Annotated in this window: 20 protein-coding genes and 9 tRNA genes; 21 read left to right on the top strand and 8 right to left on the bottom strand. The window is 56.9% G+C overall.

Annotated elements, in window-relative coordinates:
- Window positions 1–226: 226 nt before the first annotated feature.
- From IDH41_RS28865 to pdaA, 10 genes are all read left to right on the top strand, one after another.
- Window positions 227–303: transfer RNA gene (locus IDH41_RS28865), tRNA-Ile, on the top strand.
- Between the two features lie 5 nt (window positions 304–308).
- A tRNA-Asn gene (locus IDH41_RS28860) sits at window positions 309–384 on the top strand.
- Between the two features lie 6 nt (window positions 385–390).
- Window positions 391–478: transfer RNA gene (locus tag IDH41_RS28855), tRNA-Ser, on the top strand.
- Between the two features lie 16 nt (window positions 479–494).
- Window positions 495–569: transfer RNA gene (locus IDH41_RS28850), tRNA-Glu, on the top strand.
- 13 nt (window positions 570–582) lie between these two features.
- Window positions 583–659, top strand: a tRNA-Met gene (locus tag IDH41_RS28845).
- A 31-nt stretch (window positions 660–690) separates the two neighbouring features.
- A tRNA-Thr gene (locus IDH41_RS28840) sits at window positions 691–766 on the top strand.
- A 73-nt stretch (window positions 767–839) separates the two neighbouring features.
- Window positions 840–915, top strand: a tRNA-Thr gene (locus IDH41_RS28835).
- Between the two features lie 73 nt (window positions 916–988).
- Window positions 989–1,064 (top strand) — tRNA-Thr (locus tag IDH41_RS28830).
- Between the two features lie 8 nt (window positions 1,065–1,072).
- Window positions 1,073–1,149 (top strand) — tRNA-Pro (locus IDH41_RS28825).
- Between the two features lie 190 nt (window positions 1,150–1,339).
- On the top strand, window positions 1,340–2,083 hold the full coding sequence (gene pdaA / locus IDH41_RS28820; RefSeq protein WP_223830156.1) for a delta-lactam-biosynthetic de-N-acetylase: 744 nt from the start codon (window positions 1,340–1,342) through the stop codon (window positions 2,081–2,083).
- 64 nt (window positions 2,084–2,147) lie between these two features.
- Here the strand turns inward: pdaA and yhbH are convergent, their stop codons facing one another.
- Window positions 2,148–3,302: a sporulation protein YhbH gene (yhbH, locus tag IDH41_RS28815; protein ID WP_190867407.1), complete on the bottom strand. Its 1,155-nt coding sequence runs from the start codon at window positions 3,300–3,302 to the stop codon at window positions 2,148–2,150.
- Between the two features lie 151 nt (window positions 3,303–3,453).
- On the bottom strand, window positions 3,454–4,701 hold the full coding sequence (locus IDH41_RS28810; protein ID WP_190867405.1) for an MFS transporter: 1,248 nt from the start codon (window positions 4,699–4,701) through the stop codon (window positions 3,454–3,456).
- A gap of 193 nt (window positions 4,702–4,894) precedes the next feature.
- Here IDH41_RS28810 and IDH41_RS28805 point away from each other — a divergent pair, with 193 nt between their 5' ends.
- Window positions 4,895–6,064 (top strand): exonuclease SbcCD subunit D, encoded by a 1,170-nt coding sequence (locus IDH41_RS28805; protein ID WP_190867403.1) that lies wholly within the window; start codon window positions 4,895–4,897, stop codon window positions 6,062–6,064.
- Window positions 6,061–9,153, top strand: coding sequence for an SbcC/MukB-like Walker B domain-containing protein (locus IDH41_RS28800; RefSeq protein ID WP_190867401.1), 3,093 nt, complete (start codon window positions 6,061–6,063; stop codon window positions 9,151–9,153). Before IDH41_RS28805 ends, IDH41_RS28800 begins: the two co-directional genes overlap by 4 nt.
- 85 nt (window positions 9,154–9,238) lie before the next feature.
- On the opposite strand, the gene IDH41_RS28795 is transcribed toward IDH41_RS28800, so the two are convergent.
- The gene (locus IDH41_RS28795; RefSeq protein WP_190867399.1) at window positions 9,239–9,778 is read right to left on the bottom strand and encodes a hypothetical protein; all 540 of its coding nucleotides are present in this window, start codon (window positions 9,776–9,778) and stop codon (window positions 9,239–9,241) included.
- Between the two features lie 82 nt (window positions 9,779–9,860).
- Here IDH41_RS28795 and IDH41_RS28790 point away from each other — a divergent pair, with 82 nt between their 5' ends.
- Together IDH41_RS28790 and IDH41_RS28785 are read left to right on the top strand one after the other, a co-directional pair.
- Window positions 9,861–10,241 carry a DUF423 domain-containing protein gene (locus tag IDH41_RS28790; protein WP_190867397.1) on the top strand — a complete coding sequence of 127 codons (381 nt, stop codon included), beginning with the start codon at window positions 9,861–9,863 and terminating at the stop codon, window positions 10,239–10,241.
- 157 nt (window positions 10,242–10,398) lie between these two features.
- Window positions 10,399–12,306 (top strand): putative bifunctional diguanylate cyclase/phosphodiesterase, encoded by a 1,908-nt coding sequence (locus IDH41_RS28785; protein ID WP_317890836.1) that lies wholly within the window; start codon window positions 10,399–10,401, stop codon window positions 12,304–12,306.
- 46 nt (window positions 12,307–12,352) lie between these two features.
- Here the strand turns inward: IDH41_RS28785 and IDH41_RS28780 are convergent, their stop codons facing one another.
- The gene (locus IDH41_RS28780) at window positions 12,353–12,853 is read right to left on the bottom strand and encodes a hypothetical protein (protein ID WP_190867396.1); all 501 of its coding nucleotides are present in this window, start codon (window positions 12,851–12,853) and stop codon (window positions 12,353–12,355) included.
- Window positions 12,854–13,016: 163 nt separating this feature from the next.
- Here IDH41_RS28780 and IDH41_RS28775 point away from each other — a divergent pair, with 163 nt between their 5' ends.
- Complete coding sequence (locus IDH41_RS28775) at window positions 13,017–13,322, top strand: YunC family protein (RefSeq protein WP_190867394.1); 306 nt, start codon at window positions 13,017–13,019, stop codon at window positions 13,320–13,322.
- 110 nt (window positions 13,323–13,432) lie between these two features.
- Here the strand turns inward: IDH41_RS28775 and mtnA are convergent, their stop codons facing one another.
- Both mtnA and mtnK read right to left on the bottom strand, forming a co-directional pair.
- Complete coding sequence (mtnA, locus tag IDH41_RS28770) at window positions 13,433–14,485, bottom strand: S-methyl-5-thioribose-1-phosphate isomerase (protein ID WP_190867392.1); 1,053 nt, start codon at window positions 14,483–14,485, stop codon at window positions 13,433–13,435.
- A 23-nt stretch (window positions 14,486–14,508) separates the two neighbouring features.
- On the bottom strand, window positions 14,509–15,720 hold the full coding sequence (gene mtnK, locus IDH41_RS28765; RefSeq protein WP_190867390.1) for an S-methyl-5-thioribose kinase: 1,212 nt from the start codon (window positions 15,718–15,720) through the stop codon (window positions 14,509–14,511).
- Window positions 15,721–15,864: 144 nt separating this feature from the next.
- Here mtnK and IDH41_RS28760 point away from each other — a divergent pair, with 144 nt between their 5' ends.
- The 6 genes from IDH41_RS28760 (at window position 15,865) to sufB (ending at window position 21,800) form a co-directional block, all read left to right on the top strand.
- Window positions 15,865–16,449, top strand: a complete 585-nt coding sequence (locus IDH41_RS28760; protein ID WP_190867389.1) for a DUF1802 family protein — start codon at window positions 15,865–15,867, stop codon at window positions 16,447–16,449.
- A gap of 173 nt (window positions 16,450–16,622) precedes the next feature.
- Entirely contained in the window at window positions 16,623–17,402 is a 780-nt protein-coding gene (gene sufC / locus IDH41_RS28755; protein ID WP_190867387.1) for a Fe-S cluster assembly ATPase SufC, read from the top strand.
- Between the two features lie 21 nt (window positions 17,403–17,423).
- Window positions 17,424–18,731, top strand: a complete 1,308-nt coding sequence (gene sufD, locus IDH41_RS28750; protein ID WP_190867385.1) for a Fe-S cluster assembly protein SufD — start codon at window positions 17,424–17,426, stop codon at window positions 18,729–18,731.
- Entirely contained in the window at window positions 18,728–19,954 is a 1,227-nt protein-coding gene (locus IDH41_RS28745) for a cysteine desulfurase (RefSeq protein ID WP_190867384.1), read from the top strand. The genes sufD and IDH41_RS28745 overlap by 4 nt, the downstream gene beginning before the upstream one ends.
- Window positions 19,941–20,366 (top strand): Fe-S cluster assembly sulfur transfer protein SufU, encoded by a 426-nt coding sequence (gene sufU / locus IDH41_RS28740; protein ID WP_190867382.1) that lies wholly within the window; start codon window positions 19,941–19,943, stop codon window positions 20,364–20,366. The genes IDH41_RS28745 and sufU overlap by 14 nt, the downstream gene beginning before the upstream one ends.
- Before the next feature lie 36 nt (window positions 20,367–20,402).
- Entirely contained in the window at window positions 20,403–21,800 is a 1,398-nt protein-coding gene (gene sufB, locus IDH41_RS28735; protein WP_190867380.1) for a Fe-S cluster assembly protein SufB, read from the top strand.
- Window positions 21,801–21,869: 69 nt separating this feature from the next.
- Here the strand turns inward: sufB and IDH41_RS28730 are convergent, their stop codons facing one another.
- On the bottom strand, window positions 21,870–22,913 hold the full coding sequence (locus IDH41_RS28730; RefSeq protein WP_317890835.1) for an HD-GYP domain-containing protein: 1,044 nt from the start codon (window positions 22,911–22,913) through the stop codon (window positions 21,870–21,872).
- A gap of 103 nt (window positions 22,914–23,016) precedes the next feature.
- Window positions 23,017–24,099, bottom strand: coding sequence for a ThiF family adenylyltransferase (locus IDH41_RS28725; protein ID WP_223830151.1), 1,083 nt, complete (start codon window positions 24,097–24,099; stop codon window positions 23,017–23,019).
- Window positions 24,100–24,120: the final 21 nt, after the last annotated feature.

The raw sequence follows: 24,120 nt of genomic DNA, 5'->3' as shown, positions 1-24,120 counted from the left end.
GGGCTTATCCTACAAGTTTTCCGACAGGAAAATCTGGCATCGTAAGCATATGCTTATGTACCCCACAAAGTGAAGCTTAGGCTTCGAGGAGTATTCCTAATACTTTGCGGGGGCCCCAAAAACAAACTAAAGGCTCTACAGATCATCTTTCGTATCCAGTTTTCAGGGCGCAATGCCTTCTTCTGCTTAATATGCAGATCAAATAAAGGCTTTTCGATGATGCTCAGGGCCCTTAGCTCAGCTGGTTAGAGCGCACCCCTGATAAGGGTGAGGTCGGTGGTTCGAGTCCACTAGGGCCCACCATATTTTCCCTGATAGCTCAGTTGGTAGAGCACTCGACTGTTAATCGAGTTGTCACAGGTTCGAGTCCTGTTCGGGGAGCCATCTCATGGAGAAGTACCCAAGTGGCTCAAGGGGACCCTCTGCTAAGGGGTTAGACTGCGTAAGCGGTGCGAGGGTTCGAATCCCTCCTTCTCCGTTCGACTTTTACATATGGCCCGTTGGTCAAGGGGTTAAGACACCTCCCTTTCACGGAGGTAACAGGGGTTCGAATCCCCTACGGGTCACCAATTTTTATAACGACGCGGGGTGGAGCAGCTCGGTAGCTCGTCGGGCTCATAACCCGAAGGCCGCAGGTTCAAATCCTGCCCCCGCAACCAAATTGCTTGCATGAAGATCAAGCCGTACCGTGCCGCCGTAGCTCAATTGGTAGAGCAACTGAATCGTAATCAGTAGGTTGGGGGTTCAAGTCCTCTCGACGGCACCATTCTTTTAGGAAGCAAGCTTGAATGGCTATTCGCAATGCATTCCGTATTCATGAATCGATCCGCAGTTTATATGCCGCCGTAGCTCAATTGGTAGAGCAACTGAATCGTAATCAGTAGGTTGGGGGTTCAAGTCCTCTCGACGGCACCATTCTTTTCGCAAGCAAGCTTGAATGGCTATTCGGAATGCAATCCGTATTCATGAACCAAAGCGTAGTTTAGATGCCGTTGTAGCTCAATTGGTAGAGCAACTGACTTGTAATCAGTAGGTTGGGGGTTCAAGTCCTCTCGACGGCACCACATCATCTCGGGACGTAGCTCAGCTTGGTAGAGCACCTGGTTTGGGACCAGGGGGTCGCATGTTCAAATCGTGTCGTCCCGACCATCATTAAACAAACGACGATAAACCGTTTGCTTTGCTGTTCAAAGGACAGAAGAAGCAGGCGGTTTTTTTATGGAGTAGAACTTTCCGAATCAGGGAACGATAGTTACGCCGAACAACATGAGAAGGGAGTGCAACTATGGTGAAGCTTGGCATTCGATTCATTGCGCTGACCGTCCTCTTATGCAGCATTATGGCTCCGGCGGCCGCGCGGGCCGAGGGGCCGGGCGCGTATCACTTCGGATTCAAGAAGAGCGTTAACGGCCAGCTGCCTTCCATCGACGAAGAAGGGTTCAAGGGCATCGTAACGAAGCATGGTGCATTGTTCCTTGGCGACACAAGCAAGAAGGAGCTTTTTCTGACGTTTGACAACGGCTATGAGAACGGGTATACCTCGAAAATATTGGACGTGCTGAAGGAGAAAAAAGCGCCGGCCGCCTTTTTTGTCACCGGTCATTACGTGAAGGATCAAGCGGAGTTAATCAAGCGCATGGCGGCGGAGGGCCATATCGTCGGGAACCATTCGTGGAGCCATCCCGATATGTCGCAGCTGTCCGAAGAGCAAATCAAGGCCGAGCTCGATAAGGTCAAGGAGCATGTGCAGCAGTTGACCGGGCAGAGGGAGATGAAGTATTTGCGGCCGCCGCGCGGGATTTTTAACGAAAGGGTATTGGCGGCAAGCAAGCGGTTCGGGTATACGAACGTGTTCTGGTCCATTGCCTATAAAGACTGGGACGTCAATGCGCAGCGAGGAGCGCGCTATGCTTACGACCAAGTCATGAAGCAGCTCCATCCGGGCGCGATCATTTTGCTCCATTCGGTATCGAAGGACAATACGGAAGCTTTGGGCAGCATGATCGATGAGGCGCGCCGCCAAGGCTACGAGTTTAAAAGCTTGGACGAGCTCGCCGGACAGGGCGGCAGCGTTACGGAATAACGATCGGCAAGACGAGAAAAAATCCCGCCCGGGCGCATGGAGCGAAGCCGGACGGGATTTTTAGTTAAGAGCCTACCGCTTTTTTGGAGAAAAACGTTTTAAGCGCTTTATAAACTTCGCCTTTCTCCTTAATGACCGAATAAATGAATTTTTTGTGGTTTATATGCTTGTAAGCCGACATAAGCGTGCTGCTCCGGTTGTACTGGTTAACTTCTCCGTAACCGAACATGTTGCTCCGCTCCATCAGTTGGCCGATCAGCTTCACGCAGCGCTCGTTATCCGAAGTCAAATTGTCGCCGTCCGAGAAGTGGAACGGATAGATGTTCCAGCTCGCGGTCGGGTAGCGCGAATCAATGACTTCCAGCGCTTTCTGGTAAGCGGAAGAGCAGATCGTGCCGCCGCTTTCGCCTCGATTGAAAAACTCTTCTTCCGTCACTTCCTTGGCCTCGGTATGATGGGCGATGAACACGATTTCGACATGCTCGTATTTGCGGCGCAAAAACCTGGTCATCCAGAAGAAGAAGCTGCGAGCGCAGTATTTCTCGAACGAGCCCATGCTTCCGGACGTATCCATGAGCGCGAGAATAACGGCATTGGATTGCGGCCTAATGACTTCGTTCCATGTTTTGTAGCGAAGATCGTCCGGAGAGATGCCGCCGATACCGGCTTTGCCGGCATTCGCGTTGCGGCGCAAATTTTCCATAAGCGTCCGTTTTTTGTCGATGTTGGACATGATGCCTTTTTTGCGAATTTCGTGAAATACGATTTCCGTCGTTTGCATCTGATCCTTCTGCTTCTGCTCCAAGTTCGGGAGCTCGAGCTCCTCGAACAGCATATCCTCGAGCTGGTCGATGTCGATCTCGGTATCGACGACATCTTCGCCCGGCTGATCGCCGGCATCCTGCCCTTTGCCCGGTCCTTTGGCGGCTTGCGGATCAACGCCCAGCACGTCGCCGACCTGCGAATCTCCGTCCCCTTGTCCTACGTGCTGCTTCTTGTTGTAATTATAGATAAAGTGAGACTCGTCAAGGCTTTTGATCGGCACTTTGATCGTACGACGCCCGTCGGATAGGACGATGCTCTCGTCGGAAACCAGATCGGGAAGGTTTTGCTTAATTGCTTCCTGTACCTTTTCCTGGTGTCTGGCTTGATCCTCGTAGCCTTTGCGGTGAAGCGACCAATCCTCCCGGGATACAATAAACAACTTTTCGGAATCCATTTCCCTCACCTCATTCCTTAACGTTAGTCATGATTATTTGGTTGTTATTCAATATATTCAAGAGCCGAGCGGTTATGTGAAAGAAAATGCGTCCATTCTAGCAATCTACCGGAGAGGTCGACTGTCTGAACGACGCATTTGGAGCAGTCTGTCACAGCACCGCGTTTCTTCGTTTCAACATCGCGTACAGGATGACGGAGGCCGCCGAACAGAGCAGCGCGCAGGCTCCGATGAACAGATAGCCGGCCGAAAGCCCCGCGATGAGACCGTCCGACTCCATCCCTCCTCCGCCGGCGAACAGGTGCTTGATCCCGTCCGTGACGGCGCCGATCGCGAAGTTGCCGATGACGCTGGCGATGCCCATCAGCGTGACGGTGAACGTAATGGCCGTATCCGCGCTGCTGGCGTACCTCCTGGCGAGCAAAGCCATGACGGTCGGGTAGATCGGCGCGATGCCGACGCCCGCGAGCGCGAACAGAAACGCGCCGGGCTCGCCGATGATGACCGCTGCGATCGAGCATAGGCCGGAGAAGGCCGAGAGAAGAATGAGCGACATCGTATAGCCGATTTTGTCCGTGACGGGGCCGAGGAGCAGCCGAGCCAGCATGAAGCAGAAGAAGAAGGCGGACAGCATGCGGGCCGCGGCGTCGCCGCTCCAGCCGTACGCTTTCTCCAGAAAATTGACGAGCCAGCCGCCTACGGCAAGCTCCGAAACGACGCCGAACGACAGCACGATGACGATGAGCCACGCGACCGGATCGCGGACGAAGTCCTTTAGCGATTTGCGCTCGCCTTGCGACTCTTCCTCTCCCGAATAGCGGGCGAATAAGCCCGGCAGAAGCGGCAGGACGGACAAAGCGAGCATCAGCATATACATGCCGCGCCAGCCGAGCTCGGAGCCTTGCAGTTGGACGCCCATCAAGGAAGCGGCGATGAGCGGCGCGAAGGTGGAGCTAAGCCCGTAGAAGAAATGGGCGAGATTCATCATCGCGCCGGTGTTCTTGACGAAGATGCGCGCAGCCAGTATCGCAAGCGCAATCTCCAATATCCCGTTGCCGATATACATAAGAAAATAAGCGCCGGAGAGCGCGGCATAGTTGGCCGCAAAGAACATGCATACGCCCGAGAGCGCCATGGAGACGAAGGCGAGCGCGGTCGTAAGCTTGAGGCCGGCTTTGCGCGCCAGCCAGCCGGTAAAGCTGCAGGCAAGCAGGTATCCGAGCGAATTGAAGGCGAGCAGCACGCCGACCTGAAGCTCGTCAAGCGACAGCTCCGCCTGCATGCGGGGAAGGGCGGGGCCTTTAATGTTTTCCGAGAAGCCGAAGATGAGGAAGCCGCCGAATACGACGATCAACAGCAGGACGTAATTTTTGGATAAGCCGTTCAAAATACGAGACACCGATCATAAACCTCCGATAGCAGTATAACCGTTTCCTTATAGTCGCTCTTAACTTTAACGCGATTAGCGGTCGAGCGCAACAACGCAAATTAGGACGAACGTCTGCTCTATGCGCTGCGGCCGAACGAATGGTAGAATAGAGTCATGATGTTGCGGCCGCATGCCGGCCGATGGGGAAAGGATGATCGATCGAATGAAGTTGTTCCATACGGCGGACTGGCATCTCGGCAAGCTGGTTCAAGGCGTCTATATGACGGAAGATCAGCGCTACGTGCTGAGGCAGCTCTTGCAGGCCGTAGAGGAGGAGAAGCCGGACGCCGTCATCATAGCCGGAGACCTCTACGACAGGGCGGTGCCGCCGACCGAAGCGGTCGAGCTGCTGGACGAGCTGCTCGGACGAATCGTCCTGGAGCTGAACACGCCGGTGCTGGCGATAGCGGGCAACCATGACAGCCCCGACCGGATCAATTTCGGAACGAAGTTAATGGAGAGCCGCGGCTTGTATTTGGCCGGCCAGCTGAGAGAGGAGCTGAAGCCGGTCGTGCTGCGCGACGCGTTCGGCGAGGTGCATTTTCACCTTATTCCTTACGCGGATCCGGCCGCCGTCCGCTATGCGATTGGCGATGAGTCGATCCGTACGCACGACGACGCGATGCGCGCGTTGATCGCGAAGCTGTCGTCCTCGCTCGATCCGGCCGCCAGGCACGTGCTTGTCGGACATGCCTTCGTTACGCCTGCGGGGGAGCCGGAGAGCAACACGAGCGATTCCGAAAGACCGCTCGCCATAGGCGGAGCGGAGCATGTCAGCGCCGTGCATTTCGAGCCTTTCCATTATACGGCGCTGGGCCACCTGCACCAGGCGCATTTTGTCCGGAGCCAATCGATCCGGTACGCGGGTTCCCCGCTCAAATATTCGATTTCCGAGGAGAAGCACGCAAAGGGCTATCTCGCGGTCGAGCTTGGCGCCGCGGGAGAAGTGAAGGTCGAGAAGCGCGAGCTGAAGCCGCTGCGCGACATGAGGCGGGTCGAGGCTCCGCTGGAGGAGCTCGAGAAGCATCCGCTCAGCGAGGATTACGTATTCGTCACGCTGCTGAACGACAACCCGGTGTTGTTCCCGATGGAGAAGGTGCGTACGGTCTATCCGAACGCCCTTCACGTAGATAGAAGGGCCGTCCATGCCGGAGGGGGCGGCAATCCGTCTGAAGGGAAGGCGAGCGGGCAGGGTAGGCGGGAAGCCGATCCGATCGAGCTGTTCGCCGCCTTCTACCGGGAAGTGAAGGGGCAGCCGCTGGAAGAGGCGAAGAAACGGCTGTTCGCGGAGACGTACTTCGGACTGCTTCGCGAGGAAGGAGGCGCCGTATGAGACCGCTGAAGCTGACGATGACCGCTTTCGGACCGTATCGCGATACGGAGACGATCGATTTCGGACAATTGGAGGATCGTCGTCTATTTGTCATTTCGGGAAATACGGGCGCGGGGAAGACGTCGATTTTCGACGCGATCTGCTTCGCGATCTACGGATCGGCAAGCGGCGAGGACCGTTCGGATCCGAGGATGCTGCGCAGCCATTTTGCCGAAGAGGACACCCATACTGCCGTTTCGTTCGAATTCGCGGTAGGACGCAGAAGCTTCCTGGTGATGCGCCAAATGCCGCATCGGAAGGGAGGCAACAAAAGCGAGACCGGCGGCAAGGCGGAGCTGTACGAAACGACGGACGGCGAAGCCGTTCCGGCCGTGGACCGGTTTGCCGTATCGGACGTCAACGCGAAGCTGGAGGCGATCATCGGGCTGACGAAGGATCAGTTCAGCCAGATCGTCATGCTGCCGCAGGGGGAATTCCGCAAGCTGCTAACGTCCGATACCGATAATAAGGAAGAAATTTTGCGCAAAATTTTTCGCACGGAGCTGTATGAACGGCTGGAGAGTCGCTTTCAGCAAAAGAACAGGGAGCTCCACGACCTGCTGAAGGATGAGCGCGCGACGGAGTCCGCCTATATGAAGCAGGCGCGGGAGGCGCTGCCGGTGCGCGAGGACGGCGGCCTTGCCCGCACGTTCCGGCAGGAGGCGTATAGTGCGGCGCAGGTGCTGGAAGCGCTGGAGGAAGAGCTGGCGCATTACGGCAGCCTGGCGGCCGCTTCCGAACGGCGAAAAGGCGAAATGGCCGCCGAGCTCGAGCTCGGCGAGAATCGCCTGAGGGAAGCGATTGCCTTGAACGCCAAGCATGATGAACTGGAGCGGAAGCAGAGCCAGTATGAGCAGCTCGATGCCCGGAAGGAGGAGTACGAGACCAAGGAGCGGCGGCTGGCGCTGGCCGATCGCGCCGCGCGTCTGGAGCCGTACGAGGAACAGGCGGAGCGGGCGAAGGCGGACGCGGAGGCGAAGCGAAGCCGTCTCGCGATAAGGCAAGAAAGCTTGGAAGCCGCCGATCGCGCGTCAGCCCTCGCAGCGGAGCAATTCCGCACGGAAGAGCTGCGCGAAGGGGAGCGGCGCCAAGCCGAACAGGAGCTGCACAGGCTCACGGAGCTTGCGCCGGCCGTGCGCGCGCTTGCCCGGCAGCGGCAGGAGGTCGAGACGCTGCTCAAGGAGGAGCAGGGCTGCGGGGCCAAGCTGGCGGCTTGCGAGACGGAGCTTGCAAGGCTCCGCGAAGCGAAGCAGGCGCTCGGCATCCGGATCAAGGAGACGGAATCGGAGACGGTGCCGCTGGCCGGCAAGCTGGACCGGCTACGACAGATCGAGCAGCAGGGAAAGCAGTTGAAACGGCTTGCGGATATCGAGAAGGAGCTGGCGCGTATCGCGCAGCTTGAAACGGCGTTCAGGCAGTCCATGGAGCAGGCGAGACTCGAGCACGAACGGCTGGAGACGGCTTGGATCGAGGGACAGGCCTCGATGCTCGCCGCCCATCTTCACGACGGCAAGCCGTGCCCGGTATGCGGGAGCGAGAGCCATCCCGCGAAGGCGGAGCCGGCCGCGGACGTCCCTTCGCGGGAGCGTCTGCAGCAGTCTAAGGAGCAGCTGGGCGCGGCGGAGCGCGAGCTTGCGGAAGCAAGCGCGCAAGCGGCGGCGGCGCTAGCGGCGCGCGAGGAAGGCGCGAAGGAGCTGGCTGAATACGGCGTGCAAGCCCGGAATCCGGAAGAGCAGCGGGGAATGCTGCTGCAGCAATGGCGGCAGCTTAAGGAGGAGACCGACAGGCTGCAGGCCAAAGTTCAGCAGCTGCCGGACATGCGAAGCGAGGCCGAGGGGCTGGAGCAGCTGCTGGAGAAGCAGCTGGCCGAGCGGGAACGGCGGCAGCAGCAGCAGCAACGGCTGGTGATCGACCGGACGACCCGGCAATCGGCGCTGCAGCAGGAGCTGGACCGTATTCCGGAGCAGCTCCGGACAAGCGAGCGGCTTGAAGCCAAGCTGGCCGAGCAGCGAGCGTTGGCGGACCGACTGAACGCGGCTTGGAAGCTCGCGCAGGAGCGGCTGCAGGCGGCATCGACGAAGCTCGCGGAGCAGAAGGCTTACGCGGAGCAAGCGGCGCAGCAGCTCGTCGAAGCGGAGAGCAGCCTCGTCGCGGCGCAGGAGCGGCAGCGGGAGGAGCTGCTCAAGGCAGGGTTCGACGATGCCGGTCACTATCGCGAAGCGGCCATGGCCGCGCCCGACCGGGAAGCGGTTCGGACGGAGCTGGATAGCTACCGCCAGGCGGCGGCGCTGCTCGAGCGGCAGCTTGCGGAGCTCCGGCAGGAGCTTGACGGCAAGCCGCGAATCGATATCGCCGGGCTGCAGGAGCGGCTTGCCGATTTGAAGCGGCGGCTGGAGCAGGCGATCAAGGACGCGGAATCGGCGCTTCGGATCGGCCGCGAGGCGCAGCGGCTGTCCGCATCGATCGCGGAGGCGAGCGGGCGGGTGAGGGCGCTGGAGGCCATGCTGGAAGAAGTGATGGACGTCTATCAAATGCTTAAGGGCGATAACGCCTTGAAAATATCGTTCGAGCGTTACATTCTCATTGAATTTTTGGAGCATATCCTGTATGCTGCCAACGAGCGGCTGAAGGGGCTGTCGAACGGTCAATTCGAGCTGCAGCGCAGCGACCGCCTCGAAACCCGCGGCAAGCAGAGCGGGCTGGGGCTTGACGTGTACGACGCTTATACCGGCCAGAACCGCGATGTGAAGACGCTGTCCGGTGGCGAGAAGTTTAACGCCTCTCTGTGCCTGGCGCTCGGCATGACCGATGTCATCCAGTCGCATCAGGGCGGCGTCTCGATCGAGATGATGTTCATCGACGAAGGATTCGGCTCGCTCGACGAAGAGTCGCTTCAGAAAGCGATCGCGGCGCTCGTCGACTTGCAGAAGGCCGGCAGGATGATCGGGGTCATATCGCACGTGCAGGAGCTGAAGGACGCGTTCCCGGCCTGCCTGGAAGTGAACAAGACGAAGGAAGGGTTCAGCCGAACGCGAATGACGCTGAAATAAATCCGGCGTGCGGTACATAAAAAAGTCTGCTCCAAACGTCCGGAAGGACGCTTGGAGCAGACTCGAGCCGCGCTGTTGCGACTTCTTAGGCAACGCCCGCGGCGCCGAGCGCCAGGCTGAGGACAAAGAGCAGAATCGCGCCGACGACAAGAATGGCGTTCAGAACGATGCCGATGACGCCGAATACTTTCTTGCGGTTTTTGGAGAAAGCGCCGATGATGCCGAGGATAAGTCCGATGAAGGATATGCCGACCGCCGCGAGAACGGAAAGTCCGGCCAGCATAACCGGCACCAGCACGTCCCCGCCGAGCGCTTCGAGCGATTGCTGGAAAGCGGCCGTGTCGTTCGGGTCGGCCAGGGCAAGGTCTCCGTTCACGATCTGATCCGCGAACATCGATCCGAATACGAAAGCGACGATAAGCAGCACGAGCGAGATCAAAGCAAGAACAAACGAAGCGATGCCGAGGCCCGATTGCTTCATTGGGGCTTCCTGCGGCGGAATCGGGCTTGAGAAGACCGGCCTGGCCGCGTAAGGATCATTCGGATACGGATGGTCTTGGCCATGTTCCGATCCGGCGGGTTGTTCTTTCTGAAATTCGATAGGGTCTTTACGGTCGTTATCCATTATGATCGTCTCCTTTAAACGGCAAGCCGATTAGGCATAGTACGGTAAAATTATACACAAATGCGAAAGGAATGAAAACCACATGTTTCCAAAATATTTCGGCATCGGCGCCGCTGGCGCTCTTCTCGCCATCGCCCTCGGAGCATTCGGGGCGCACGGACTGGAAGAGAGGATCAGCGAACATTACTTGGATGTATTCGAAACGGGGGTCCGCTATCATATGTACAGCGCGCTCGGACTTATGCTGATCGCCCTGCTCGCCAAGCAAATCGGCGAGAGCAAGCTTGTGTTGAACGGAGGCCGCCTTATTCTTGCGGGCATGGTCATCTTCAGCGGAAGCCTATACGTGCTGGCGCTGAGCGGTAAAGGCTTCCTCGGAGCGATTACGCCGATCGGAGGCGTACTCATGCTGGCCGGCTGGGGTTGCGTCATCGCGGCCTCATTCAAGAAAGCGTCTCGTTAGAACGAAGCGATCCGTACTAAAAGTTTGACCGACAAATTTCGGTGTTATGTAACGAAAATGAAATAAGTTATAGTAAATATTTCTATACCGAAACGGCTGCATCGTTTATAATGAAGCAAAAACACACTGATCTCGAACAGAGGAAGGACGTTGGTGCGTGACGAATCGGATGGATGGTGTGCCTAAGCATGAGAAGCGGCAGCTGCCGAAGCGGCCGTTCGACGGACCATCGTTCGTCAGCCTGCTGCTCGCGGGGCTGGCGGCGGTCTGGATCGGCATTTCTTTTCTATTCATTGCTAATCCGATGTACAAGTGGACGGCCGCCGCCATTGCCGCGTCGTTAATCGTTGCCGCGATCATCGTATACATAAAGCGCCATCAGCCGATAGGCTTTCAATCCTATTACGCTCCCGTCGTCGAGACGCTGCTTCGTTCCGAGGCGGTCCCGATTGCCGTCCTTGACGCGAGAGGCGTCGTATTGGAAACGAACGAAGCGTCCAGCCGCACGCTCGGCTATCAGCGCTCGGAGCTGGTCGGCGAGCCGATTACGCGGGTCGCCGATCCCGGGAGCCGGCCATTGCTCCGCGAGACGCTTGAGCAGACGATGCTCGGCGAAACGAAGCAGACGAATATTCACATTACGCACCGTTCGGGCTTTCCGCTCGAGCTGCACGTCGTCAGCGCCCCGATGCTTCGGGACGGGGAGGTTATCGGCTCCATCCTCATAAGCCAGGACCTCAGCGACCGGAAGCGGAACGTCGAGCGGATCCGTTACATGGCATATTATGACGACATGACGGGTTTGCCGAACCGGACGTTATTCCAAATGAAGCTGACGGAGACGCTGGCAAGAGCCAAAGAGGAAGGCCGCGTCGTCGGCATTTGCTACTTGGATTTGGACCGGTTCAAGCTGGTCAACGCATCGTTCGGCAGAGAGTTCGGCGATATGCTCCTTATGCAGGTGGCCGAGCGAATTAACCGGGACTTGACGGACAATGATTTTGCGGCGCGCATGGAGGGCGACGAGTTCGCTTTGCTTTATGGCAGCTTGAGCTCGGAGGAGCATTTGCTTGGCTTGTCTCGCCGGCTGCTGAAGGCGATCGAAGAGCCTTACGAATTAAGAGGCTTCCCGCTGCACATTACGGCGAGCATCGGGTCCGTCACGAACCGAATCGAGGAAGACGACGGCTACACGTTAATCAAGAAGGCCGACATGGCGCTCGTTAAGGTTAAGGAAAGCGGGAAGAACGATTGCCTGCTCTACTCGGAAAGCTGGAGCAACTCGTCGCTTGAACGGCTGACGCTGCAGCACGAAATGTACCGGGCGATCCAGCGCAATGAATTTATTCTTCATTATCAACCGCAATACGATCTGGACTCCGGCGCAATGGTCGGCGTCGAAGCGCTCGTGCGATGGAATCATCCGCTGAGGGGCATGATTCCGCCGGGAAGCTTTATTCCGTTAGCGGAGGAGAGCGGCATGATCGTCCAAATCGGCGATTGGGTGCTGGAGGAGGCTTGCCGGCAGAACAAGGCGTGGCAGGATGCCGGTCTGCCGCCGATTCCGGTATCGGTTAACCTGTCGATCCGGCAATTCGTCCAGAACGACGATCTCGCAAGCAAGGTATCGGCGGTTCTTCAGAAAACGGGACTCGAGGCGAAGTACCTCGATCTCGAAATTACGGAATCGATGACGATGGATGTCGGACATGTCTCTCGATGCCTGCTCGCCTTAACGGATTTGGGCGTTAATATTAGCGTCGACGATTTCGGCACCGGCTACAGCTCCTTTCATTATTTGAAAAACTTTCCGATCGACCGGCTGAAGATCGACCGCTCGTTCGTGCGCGATATTCAGCAGGACCCGAGCGATGCCGAAATCGTCGCGGCAATCATCGCGATGGCGCATAACTTGAATATTCAAGTCATTGCGGAAGGCGTCGAGAACGAAGAGCAGATGGCGTTTTTGCGCAAGCACAATTGCGACGAGATGCAGGGCTATTTCTGGAGTCCGCCCGTTACGAGCGCCAATATCGAGGAAATGCTCGCCCCCGGGGCGGCATAACAACAAAAAGGTCGAACGGCAGCGCAGCCGGTCGACCTTTTTGTTGTTATGCCGAGAAATCTTCGATCTCGTTCAGGCGGAACGTATAAACCTGCTTCTCGTCGACATGGTAAACGGTGATCAGGCTGTCCGCTTCGCTCATGTTAATAATCCGGCAAGGAATGCTCAGCTTGATGCCGAGCCCTTTGTTCACGATCAGCCGGATGAGCGTGTTGTTCTTCATGAGCTCTTTAATTTTCTCAAAGCCGCTTGCCTCGGAAGGAGCGGACGGACTTGGGGGAGCGGATTTGGCCGCGGCGCTTGCGGCCTGACGCGCTCTCTCGAGCGGCGGCAAAGTGAGTGACTCCCGACTCGCCGCCTTCGCCTTCCGGTCATCGATCTGCTCGCCCAGCCTGATCCCCGACACGATCCGGTAATCCGCGAAATCTCCGTTATTTAATGCGTGAATAAGCTTCTCCAGCGCGACCGCGTTATGGCTGCCTTCGACAAGCACCTCTACGTTAAAAATAAATGATCCTTGCTGGGAAGCCGGCGTTTGTTTGCTCATAGGACCTCCGAACCGCTTTTTATAGATCTAATATACCACCAAAACCAACGTACATGTAGTCCTATAAATTAGCATTTATTTCACACTGCCAAATTAATTGCTGCATATAATGTTGTTGCAGATTGATGCCTCTTATCTACGGAAAAAAGGGGGTGGATCCCTGATGATGCGAATGGTCCCTTTCACGCTGGAGAACGGGGAAACCGTGCTCGGCGTCGAAGCGAAGCTGCCCAAAACGACTTTGCTTGCGATTATGACCGATAAAGGTTATATCATGTGCGGGGCGCTCGATGTGTCTCTTCTCAACGAGAGGCTGAAAGACCGAGAAATTATTGCCGGCCGCGCAGTGGGCGTGCGAACGTTGGAGGAGCTGTTGGAAGCCCCGCTCGAATCCGTTACCTTCAAGGCGGAATCGCTTGGCATTACGGTCGGGATGAAAGGCTCGGAAGCGCTTCGGCTCATGCTGTAGCCGGACAAAAAAAGCCCTAATCCGTAGTAGCCGATTCCTTCAGCCATATACTCCCGAATTAGGGCTATTCCATTTATTTCCCTATCGTCCGCTGCGCAAGCGCGATAAACCTACTCGAACAACTTGCGCAGATTTTCTTCGAATGGAGCTTGTACGATGCCTTTCTCGGTGATGATCGCCGTTACGTATTCGTTAGGGGTAACGTCGAACGCCGGGTTGAACACCTTAACGCCTTGCGGGGCGGTACGTTTGCCGAAGCCTTCCGTAACCTCCTCCGCGCTGCGCTCCTCGATCGGAATCTCCGCGCCAGTCGGCGTATTCAAGTCGATCGTCGAGAGAGGACAGGCTACGTAGAAAGGAATGCCGTGCGCTTTGGCGAGAACGGCTACGCTGTACGTCCCGATCTTGTTCGCCACGTCGCCGTTCGCCGCGACGCGGTCGGTGCCGACGATAACGGCGTCGACCCAGCCTTTGGACATGACCATGCCGGCCATATTGTCGCAGATGAGCGTAACGTCGACTCCGGCCTGCTGCAATTCGAATGCGGTAAGGCGCGCGCCCTGCAGCACCGGACGCGTTTCATCCGCATAGACGCGAAGCGTGATGCCGCGCTCCAAGGCAAGGTAGAACGGCGCCAGCGCGGTGCCGTATTTGGCCGTCGCCAGTCCGCCGGCATTGCAGTGCGTGAGCACGCCCATGTCGTTCTTGAACAGCGACAGCGCGTGCTCGCCGATCATCCGGTTCGTCTCCTCGTCCTCGCTTTGGATCGCGATCGCTTCCGTCAAGAGAGCGGCTTTGCTATCTTCAAGCGACATGCCTTTGCCGGCGATCGCGGCAGCTGCCGCTTTCATCCGGTCCAGCGCCCAGAACAGATTGACGGCGGTCGGCCTTGAGGTCGCCAAATATTCGGCTTGCTTGTCTACCTGTTCAAGCCAACCCTCGATCGTCTGCTCGTCCTTGCTGCCGAGCACGACGCCGTATGCGGCCGAAATGCCGATGGCCGGAGCCCCGCGAACCTTCAAATGCCGAATGGCTTCCCATACGTCCTCGGATGTCGTCAGCGGCAAATAGACGATTTCCTCCGGCAGAAGCCGTTGATCCAATAAATCGAGTTTGCCGTCGTTCCAAATGACCGATTGCAAGCCTGCGTAAGTTGTTGACATGCTTTGTTCCTCCTCGAATGACGTTACTTGGCGGCGGCCGACAGCGCGATATCGACGACTTCCTCTATCGATTGCGTCCGGCGGTTGCCCCGGATAAGAGCCGTACCGATCGCCAGCGCAAGCCGCTGCGCCTTCTCCCGCGCTGCGGCGTCCGGAATCCGGTCGATATCGATGACGTGGGACAGGCCGACGATGCGGCGTACGATTTTGCAGCCTGCGAATCCGGCGGCGTCCTGGAGCAGCCGCTGCATGTAATATTCCTTGTAGGCGGGCGTCTCGGACGCGATACGGTCGATGCAGCTCTCTTCCCACAGCGCCCTGAATTTCTTATCGAACAGCTGCCACACGTCGCGGATCGTATCCGTCAAATAGCGGCGGAAGTCGCTTCTCTTCTCCGCGTCTTCGGACCAATGCTCTTGACCGGCGAAGTTAAGCAGCAGATTCGCGATGACCGCGCCGATGTCGAAGCCGATCGGACCGTAGAAGGCGAATTCGGGATCGATGACCTTCGTCGAGGCGGGCGTCGCGAAGACGCTGCCCGTGTGCAGGTCGCCGTGCAGCAGCGCCTGAGCGCTTGTCAAAAACTTCTCGCGCAGGATGGCGACTTCAAGATGAAGCTCTCCGTCCTTCCACAGCGCCTCGGCGGCGTCGCGGATCGCGGGGGCGAAGCTGTTGTTGGGCGAATCCGTGTACGGATCGTCGAAAATAAGATCTTCCGTTATTTTGCACAATTCCGGATTGATAAAAGCTTTGACCAAATTTTTCTTGTCCTGTTGATTCATTCCGAGGTCGGAAGTGAAAAATAAAGTGCGCGCCATGAAGGTGGAAATATCGTCCGCGAACTTCGGATAGCGCGTGCCCGCGATCAAGCCTTGTCGCATGATGAGATGATCGCTCAAATCTTCCATGACCGTAAGCGCGAGCGCAGGGTCGTAATGGTAGACGGCCGGCACGAGGCCCGGGGCGAGCTTGCCCTCAAGCAGCAGCTTCTCGCTTTCGATGCGGGCGCGGTCCAGCGTCAGCGGCCACGATTCCCCTACGACCTTGGCGTACGGAAGCGCCTGCTTCATGATCAGGCTCTTGCCGCTCGCGGCATCGGCAATATGGAAGACGAGGTTGAGGTTGCCGTCGCCGATCTCTCGGCACTGCAGGTCGGCGCCCTCAGGAAAAAATTGGCCGAGCGTCCTTGCTATTTGAACGGCTTCCAGTTCGGTTAAAGGATGATAGGCAGTCAAAGCGTGCACCTCCGGGTATTTGGTTGCCGGGCGCAATGCCCGGTATTCATCTCAACACAGTATAATGGATATTTTTTCGCCTTGGAATACCTACATTTGATATAATGGAATCATCTGCAAACGAGATGGGTGGGAGATACGTGCATGACAGAGACAAATAGGCGCGAGCCGGTCGCATTGAAGGAATGGGCCGTCAGCGTGAAGGCGCTGAAGGAAGGCAAGCAGATCATCGTGATGCGCAAGGGAGGCATCGTCGAGGAGACGAGGGATTTCCGGCTGATCAGCCCGTCCTTTTATTTGATGCCGGCGTTCGAGCACCAGAAGAAGCATCTGCTGAAGCCCGCGCACGAAGGCGAGATCGACGAGACGCTGGCCGGCTGGTCGCCGGAGGCGGAGACGATCAAGCTGGACGCTTACGCCGAGGCCGTGGAAGATATCGAAATTACGGACCAGGAGACGCTGGATAAACTGCGCGGGTTTCATATATGGTCCGATCAGTTCGCCGAAGAACGGCTAAAGTGGAAAAAAACGAAGCCGCTTCATTTGCTGATCCTGCGCGTATACCGGCTTGAAGAGCCGGCGGAAATTTCGATGCGCCCGGCTTATAACGGATGCAAGTCTTGGGTAAAACTGGAGGATGAGCCGCGCGCGACCTCCTTCATTCCGGCGCTGGACGAGGAAGCGTTCCAATTGGAAGCGCGGCGAATCAAGGCGGCATTGGATTCATGAAGCGGTCGCCGCGGACGCGAACATCGCATGAAACCCATATCCCGCATTGATTTATAACAAAAACTATATTAAAATAATTATTGAGAATCATTGAGAATCACTCTGTATAGACATGACTGTTTATTATAGAAGTGACTGGCGAATGAAACCAACTATGGAGGGATCGGCATACTATGACAACGCAATTTGTCATCGACGGCCTGAAAGCGGCCATCGACGGAAAAGAAATTTTGAAAGGCATCAACCTCGAAATCAAAGGCGGGGAAATTCACGCGATCATGGGTCCGAACGGAACAGGCAAAAGCACGCTCGCTTCCGCTTTGATGGGCCATCCGAAATACGAAGTGACGGAAGGAACGGCCACGCTTGACGGAGAAGACCTGCTGGAGATGGAAGTGGACGAGCGCGCCCGCGCCGGCCTGTTCCTGGCGATGCAATATCCAAGCGAAATTCCCGGCGTAACGAACTCGGACTTCCTGCGCAGTGCGATCAACGCCCGCCGCGAAGAAGGCAACGAAATTTCGCTCATCAAGTTCATCCGCCAGATGGAAGGAAAAATGAAAGATCTCGAGATGAACCCGGAATTCGCTCACCGCTACTTGAACGAAGGCTTCTCCGGCGGCGAGAAGAAGCGCAACGAAATTTTGCAAATGATGCTTCTCGATCCGAAGATCGTCGTGCTTGACGAGATCGACTCCGGCCTCGACATCGACGCGCTCCGCATCGTCTCGAACGGCGTTAACGCGATGCGTTCCGAAGAACGCGGCTTCCTGATCATTACGCACTACCAGCGTTTGCTGAATTACATCAAGCCGGACTTCGTTCACGTCATGATGCAAGGCCGCATCGTCAAATCCGGCGGCCCGGAGCTGGCGGAGCGTCTGGAGAACGAAGGTTACGATTGGGTTAAAGAAGAACTTGGCATCGTGGACGAAACGGTCGGCCAGGCATAAGCGGAGAAGGGGGCATAACGGATGAGTACACAACTAACGACGCCTACCGACCGTCAATCCGCGGAAGCGCTGGCCCGCAGCAAGGGCGAGCCCGATTGGCTCGTGGCGCAGCGCGGCGAAGCGGCGGAGCTTGCCGGGACGATAGGCTGGCCGAAGCCGGAGAAGGTGCGCATCGAGCGCTGGAACCTGACGGCGGTCGGCCGATACGAGAAGCCGGCGGCAGCGGGAGCTGTAAGCGAGCTTCCGGCGATCGTTCGCGAATTAGTGTCGGAAGGTACGGAAAACTTGCTGGTGCAACGCAACTCGGGGGCCGTATGGAAGCAGGTAGCGGGCGAGCTTTCGGGCAAAGGCGTTATTTTCACCGATTTGGAGACGGCATGCAGGGAGCATGGCGATCTCGTTCAACAATATTTGTTCAAAGCGGTTTCGAAGGACGAAGACAAGCTGACGGCGCTTAACGCGGCGATCTGGAACGGCGGCGTATTCGTATACGTGCCGAAGAACGTCGAGGTCGAGCTGCCGCTGCAGGCGATTTTGTACAACGACGACCAGGAGTCGACGTTCGCTCCGCACATTCTGATCGTGGCGGACAACCACAGCCGCGTAACTTACGTGGATTGCGTCATTACCGACCCTGCCGCGGCGGCTTCGCCGTTCGTGCATCCATCGATCGTAGAAGTGTTCGTTAAGCCGGGCGCGCATGTTCGGTTCGGTTCCATTCATTCTATGGGCGAGACGGGCGTCGATATGACGATCCGCCGCGCGGTCATCGAGAACGACGGCCGGATCGAATGGATCATCGGCGACCTGAACGACGGCAATACGCTGTCCGAGACGAAATCGGTGCTGAAGGGCCAAGGCTCCACATCGGACGCCAAGGTGATCAGCGTAGGCAAGAACGCGCAGCAAAACAGCTTGACGACGCAAGCCGTCCACTTCGGCAAAAGCTCGGACAGCAACATGGTCACGCGCGCGGTCATGAAGGACTCCGCTTCGGCGATCATCAACGGCATTACCAAAATCGAGCACGGCGCAACGAAAGCGAACGGGGTTCAGACCGAGAAGGTACTCATGCTCAGCCCGAAGGCGCGCGGCGACGCCAACCCGATTTTGCTCATCGACGAAGACGACGTAACGGCCGGTCATGCGGCAAGCGTAGGGCAAGTGAACCCGGAGCAGGTCTATTACCTGATGTCCCGCGGTATCTCCAAGCAGGACGCTGAACGATTGATTATTTACGGCTTTTTGGCGCCGGTCGTATCGGAAATTCCGATCGAGTCGGTACGCGGGCAGCTTCAGCGTTTGCTCGAAAGGAAGCTGGAAGGATGAATATAAATGCGATTCGGGAGCAGTTTCCGATATTGCATCAAGAAATAAACGGGCACCCGCTCGTTTATCTGGATAGCGCGGCGTCTTCTCAGAAGCCGCGTTCCGTCATTGATGCGGTCAACCGATATTATGAGCTGGATAACGCGAACGTTCATCGCGGCGTGCATACGCTCGGATCCAGGGCGACCGACGCGTATGAGGGCGCGCGCGAGAAAGTGGCCAAACTGCTGAATGCCGGAGCGCCGGAGCAAATAATTTTCACGCGGGGCACGACGACCGCGCTGAATTTGGTCGCTTCGAGCTACGCGCGTTCCGTATGCGGCGAAGGCGACGAGATCGTCATTACCCCGATGGAGCATCATAGCAATCTGATTCCTTGGCAGCAGGCGGCGAAGGCGACGGGAGCGACGCTGAAGTACATTCCGCTTCAAGAGGACGGGTCGATCGCGATCGAGGACGTAGAGAAGACGATTACGTCCCGGACGAAGGTCGTGTCGGTCACTTACGTATCGAACGTGCTCGGCGTCATTAATCCGATCAAGGAAATGACCCGAATCGCCCATCGCAACGGGGCGGTCATGGTCGTCGACGGCGCGCAGAGCACGCCGCACATGAAGGTCGATTTGAAAGACCTCGACGTCGACTTCTATGCCTTCTCCGGACATAAAATGTGCGGTCCGACCGGTATCGGCGCCTTGTTCGGCAAGAAGTCGCTGCTGAACAACATGGAGCCGATCGAGTACGGGGGCGAGATGATCGACTTCGTCGATTTGTACGAATCGACCTGGAAGGAGATTCCTTACCGGTTCGAGGGCGGCACGCCGATTATCGCCGGCGCGGTCGGTCTCGGGGCGGCGATTGATTTTCTGACCGAAATCGGCTACGACGAAATCGACAAGCATGAGCGCCGTATGGCCGCTTACGCCTACGACAAGCTTTCTTCGATGGACGGCATTACGTTGTACGGACCGAAGAAAGACCGGGTAGGACTGGTCACGTTCAATCTAGAAGACGTTCATCCGCACGACGTCGCGACGGTTCTGGATTCCAAAGGCATCGCGATCAGGGCGGGCCATCATTGCTGCCAGCCGCTTATGCGATGGCTGAATGTTTCGGCTACGGCTAGAGCAAGCTTTTATTTATATAATACCGAAGAAGACATCGACCGCTTAGCCGATGCTTTAATACAGACAAAGGAGTTCTTCGGTCATGCAATTGGATGATTTATACCGCAGAGTTATAATGGATCACTATAAGAACCCTCGCAACCGCGGCAAGCTTGCCGACGAGTCGGTTACGATCAACTTGAACAACCCGACGTGCGGCGACCGCATCTCGCTGCAGCTGCAGGTCGTGGACGGCAAGGTGACCGATGCCCGGTACGAGGGCGAAGGCTGCTCGATCAGCATGAGCTCGGCCTCGATGATGACGGAAGCGATCAAAGGCAAAACGTTCGAAGAGGCGCTCTCCATGGCCGACAAATTCTCGTCGCTTATGAAGGGCGAGCCCGTCGAATTCGAGGAGCTGGAAGACATCGAAGCGTTGTCGGGCGTCAACAAATTCCCGGCCCGCATCAAATGCGCCACGCTGGCGTGGAACGCGCTGCGCAAGGGCATCGAGCATCGGCACGACTGACGCAATTGAAGAACGCATAGAGGAGCGTGAACCGAAATGGCAAAATCAATGCCGGAAATGGAAGAGTACAAATACGGTTTCCGTGACGAGCACAAAGCGGTATTCCAATCGGGCAAAGGCCTGACGCCGGAAATCGTGCGCACGATCTCGGAAATGAAAAACGAGCCGGACTGGATGCTTGAATTCCGCCTGAAATCGCTCGAGCAATTCAACAAAATGCCGATGCCTCGTTGGGGCGGCAACATGGATGAGCTGGATTTCGACGATATCCAGTACTACGTCAAGCCTTCCGAGAAGCAAGGGAAAACATGGGAAGAGGTTCCTTCCGAAATCAAGGAAACGTTCGATAAGCTGGGCATTCCCGAAGCCGAGCAGAAATTTCTCGCCGGCGTATCGGCGCAATACGAATCCGAGGTCGTCTATCACAGCATGCAGGAGGATCTCGAGAAGCAAGGCGTAATCTTCACGGATACGGACACGGCGCTTCGCGAGCATCCGGAGCTGCTGAAGGAATACTTCGGAACGATCATTCCTCCGAACGATAACAAGTTCGCGGCTCTGAACAGCGCGGTTTGGTCGGGCGGCAGCTTCATTTACGTCCCGAAAGGCGTGAAGTGCGAAATTCCGCTTCAAGCCTACTTCCGGATCAACTCCGAGAACATGGGACAATTCGAGCGCACGCTCATCATCGCCGACGAAGACAGCTTCGTTCATTATGTCGAAGGCTGTACGGCGCCGGTATACAGCACGAACTCGCTTCACAGCGCAGTCGTCGAAATTTTGTGCAAGAAGAATGCCCGCGTCCGTTACACGACGATCCAAAACTGGGCGCCGAACATTTACAACCTCGTTACGAAACGCGCGGTTGCCGACGAGAACGCGACGATGGAATGGGTTGACGGCAACATCGGCTCCAAGCTGACGATGAAATACCCGGCTGTCGTTCTGCGCGGACGCGGCGCGAAGGGCATGGTATTGTCGATCGCGGTTGCCGGCAAAGGCCAGCACCAAGACGCGGGCGCCAAAATGACTCACCTTGCTCCCGACACGACGTCGACGATCGTATCGAAGTCGATCAGCAAGCACGGCGGCAAAGTGACGTACCGCGGCCTTGCCTCGTTCGGACGCAACTCCGACGGCGCGAAGGCGAACATCAAATGCGATACGCTTATTCTCGATAACGAATCGACATCGGATACGATTCCTTACAACGAGATTTTGAACGACAATATCACCCTTGAGCACGAGGCGACGGTATCGAAAGTATCCGAGGATCAATTGTTCTACTTGATGAGCCGCGGCTTGAGCGAGGCGGAAGCTACGCAAATGATCGTTATGGGCTTCATCGAGCCGTTCACGAAGGAGCTGCCGATGGAGTATGCGGTAGAGATGAACCGTTTGATCAAGTTCGAGATGGAGGGCAGCATCGGCTAAGCAAGCCGGCTGCAAACAAATAGCCCCGGCGGCAGTTAGTTCAGCTTACTGCCGCCGGGGCTATCCTTTTTAAAGGTAAACATGCTTGATTTCGTATTCGCGTTCGATGGTCAAATCGATGAAGCGGTCGCCGATTTGGACGAGCGGCTGGAAAAATTCGATCGGATGCGTCATGACGATAATGCCCGATTCGCCCGTCGCAAGCTCTACCCGTTTACCGATAAAATTCGGAATCATATGTTTGATGAACGTCTGCGTCGTGAACGGGTCAAGCTCTTTGAAGCTGAGCCGGTACAGTTCCTTCAATACGTATAATAAGTCCCGTTTCTGCTGGTAGACGCGCTGCGAGATCATGGCGCTGTATACGTCGACGACGGAAATAATCTTGGATACGGGATGGATCGCGTCCCCTTCAAGCCCATGCGGGTATCCGCTTCCGTCGATTCTCTCGTGATGCTGGAGCGCCGCGATCGCGAGATAGGGCTCGTCCACTGAATTCAAAATAATCTCGTGCCCGTAGACGGTATGCTTCTTGATTTCCTCGAATTCGTCATGGGTAAGTTTGCCCGGCTTGTTGAGCACTTCGTCGGCGATCCGGCATTTCCCGATATCGTGGAGGAAGCCCGCTTTTCCGATTTTTAACGCCTCTTCGTTCGAATAACCGACCCAAGCAGCCAAATAATAGGAGAGCATGCCGACTTGCACGGAGTGCTGATAAGTATAGTCGTCCTGCGTATTCAGGAGGAGCAGCATCGATACGACGTCGCGTTCAAGCTGCAGATTGTTCAAGAGCGGCTGCAGCACCGCCGTCACTTCCGCGTCATTCACTTTGCCGTCGTCCAGCGCCTGGGCGAACAGGCTCTCGAAGCTTTTGACAGCGTTTTCGTATATAGGTTGAACGGTAGGGAGCCACTTCGGGTTCACCGTCGTTTCAAGCGTACGCGGCACCGGCTCCTCAATCGTCCTGTCTTCAATATCCACATATTCGATTTGATGCTGAAATAGTCTTGAGATCTCCTGGTCGTTCAATACCGTTCCCTTGGAGAGGACATGGAGTCCAAAGTCGTTAAACGTATCGCGGCTCAAAGTATCTCCGTTAATCAAGTCAGTCACATGAACCCTCATCAAGACACCTCAATTGCATGTAGTCGTATAAATTACTACTATAGTAACAATGAATTGTCGTAATGGCAATAAGAGGATATTGTAAATGCGACTAGATTCCTAAAATTTCGGCATAAACAGCCCTTGCTTTTGCGATTTGATCGGTACCCTGCACGATTGCTCTGCCGTCTCCGAACAAAACAAGGGTAAGGTCGTTCTCGAGCGCTATCCGCAGCAAGAAGCGGTTTAACGTAACGGAGCCAACCGGCCGCAGTCTTGCCGCAAGCTCTTCCAAGTGCAAGGCGGCGGGCGTTAACGGCGTAATTTGCACGGAATGGCGGCCGCATAGGGAGGCCGCGGCCGGGCCTGACGACTGCTCGTCCAAAAAGTCGAAGCGCCCTCTCCCGCAGCAGGCGCAGCCTTCCCGGCGGGCATTCGCTAGCGCGACCGGCAGCCAGGCGTGGTTCCATAAATCGACCTGAAACAAGGTCCGGTGCAAAGCCTGGCGATTGCCGCTGAGCAGCTTGATGGCTTCCGCCGCCTGAAGGGAGCCGACGATGTCCACGATCGGCGAAATGACGCCGGCCGTCTCGCATGTATCGGCCGCTCCGGGCGCCGGCGGTTCCTCGAACAGGCAGCGGTAGCATGGGGTATCGCCGGGAACGACCGTCATCGTCATGCCCGAAGCGCCGACCGCTCCGCCGTATATCCAAGGAATGTTATGCTTCACGCTGTAATCGTTCATTAAATACCGGACGGAAAAATTATCGCTCCCGTCTAGGATGACATGGACGTCGCCTAGCAATTCCTCCGCGTTTGCGGTTGTCAGGTCGGCGACGCGGGGCTCGACGATTACCGAGCCGTTCATTTCCCGCAAGCGCGCGGCGGCGGCTTCGGCCTTGGGCAGCAGGGCGAGCACGTCCTGCTCCGTATACAGCATCTGCCGCTGAAGATTGCTCCACTCCACGATGTCGCGGTCGATGACCCGGACGTACCCGACGCCGGACCGGACGAGATGCTGGGCGATGACGGAGCCGAGCGCGCCTATGCCGACGACGGCAGCCCGGCTCGCGATCAGCGCCTGCTGCCCTCCGGGGCCGATCGGCGCATAGCGGATCTGTCTCGCGTAGCGCGAATCGGGACCGATGCCCGGCCGTTCGTCGCCGCCCGGCGCGGCTTGTGCGTGTTGATCCAAGTTCAATTCCTCCTTCTCGTA

Source organism: Paenibacillus arenilitoris (assembly GCF_014705655.1).
GTDB classification, from domain to species: Bacteria; Bacillota; Bacilli; order Paenibacillales; family Paenibacillaceae; genus Pristimantibacillus; species Pristimantibacillus arenilitoris.
This window is presented reverse-complemented; position numbering and strand designations above follow the sequence as displayed.

Coding starts and splice junctions, on each gene's coding strand:
- pdaA (WP_223830156.1), top strand. CDS start 1,340: ATGGCTCCGGCGGCCGCGCGGGCCGAGGGGCCGGGCGCGTATCACTTC.
- yhbH (WP_190867407.1), bottom strand. CDS start 3,302: ATGGATTCCGAAAAGTTGTTTATTGTATCCCGGGAGGATTGGTCGCTT.
- IDH41_RS28805 (WP_190867403.1), top strand. CDS start 4,895: ATGAAGTTGTTCCATACGGCGGACTGGCATCTCGGCAAGCTGGTTCAA.
- IDH41_RS28800 (WP_190867401.1), top strand. CDS start 6,061: ATGAGACCGCTGAAGCTGACGATGACCGCTTTCGGACCGTATCGCGAT.
- IDH41_RS28795 (WP_190867399.1), bottom strand. CDS start 9,778: ATGGATAACGACCGTAAAGACCCTATCGAATTTCAGAAAGAACAACCC.
- IDH41_RS28790 (WP_190867397.1), top strand. CDS start 9,861: ATGTTTCCAAAATATTTCGGCATCGGCGCCGCTGGCGCTCTTCTCGCC.
- IDH41_RS28780 (WP_190867396.1), bottom strand. CDS start 12,853: ATGAGCAAACAAACGCCGGCTTCCCAGCAAGGATCATTTATTTTTAAC.
- IDH41_RS28775 (WP_190867394.1), top strand. CDS start 13,017: ATGATGCGAATGGTCCCTTTCACGCTGGAGAACGGGGAAACCGTGCTC.
- mtnA (WP_190867392.1), bottom strand. CDS start 14,485: ATGTCAACAACTTACGCAGGCTTGCAATCGGTCATTTGGAACGACGGC.
- IDH41_RS28760 (WP_190867389.1), top strand. CDS start 15,865: ATGACAGAGACAAATAGGCGCGAGCCGGTCGCATTGAAGGAATGGGCC.
- sufC (WP_190867387.1), top strand. CDS start 16,623: ATGACAACGCAATTTGTCATCGACGGCCTGAAAGCGGCCATCGACGGA.
- sufD (WP_190867385.1), top strand. CDS start 17,424: ATGAGTACACAACTAACGACGCCTACCGACCGTCAATCCGCGGAAGCG.
- IDH41_RS28745 (WP_190867384.1), top strand. CDS start 18,728: ATGAATATAAATGCGATTCGGGAGCAGTTTCCGATATTGCATCAAGAA.
- sufU (WP_190867382.1), top strand. CDS start 19,941: ATGCAATTGGATGATTTATACCGCAGAGTTATAATGGATCACTATAAG.
- sufB (WP_190867380.1), top strand. CDS start 20,403: ATGGCAAAATCAATGCCGGAAATGGAAGAGTACAAATACGGTTTCCGT.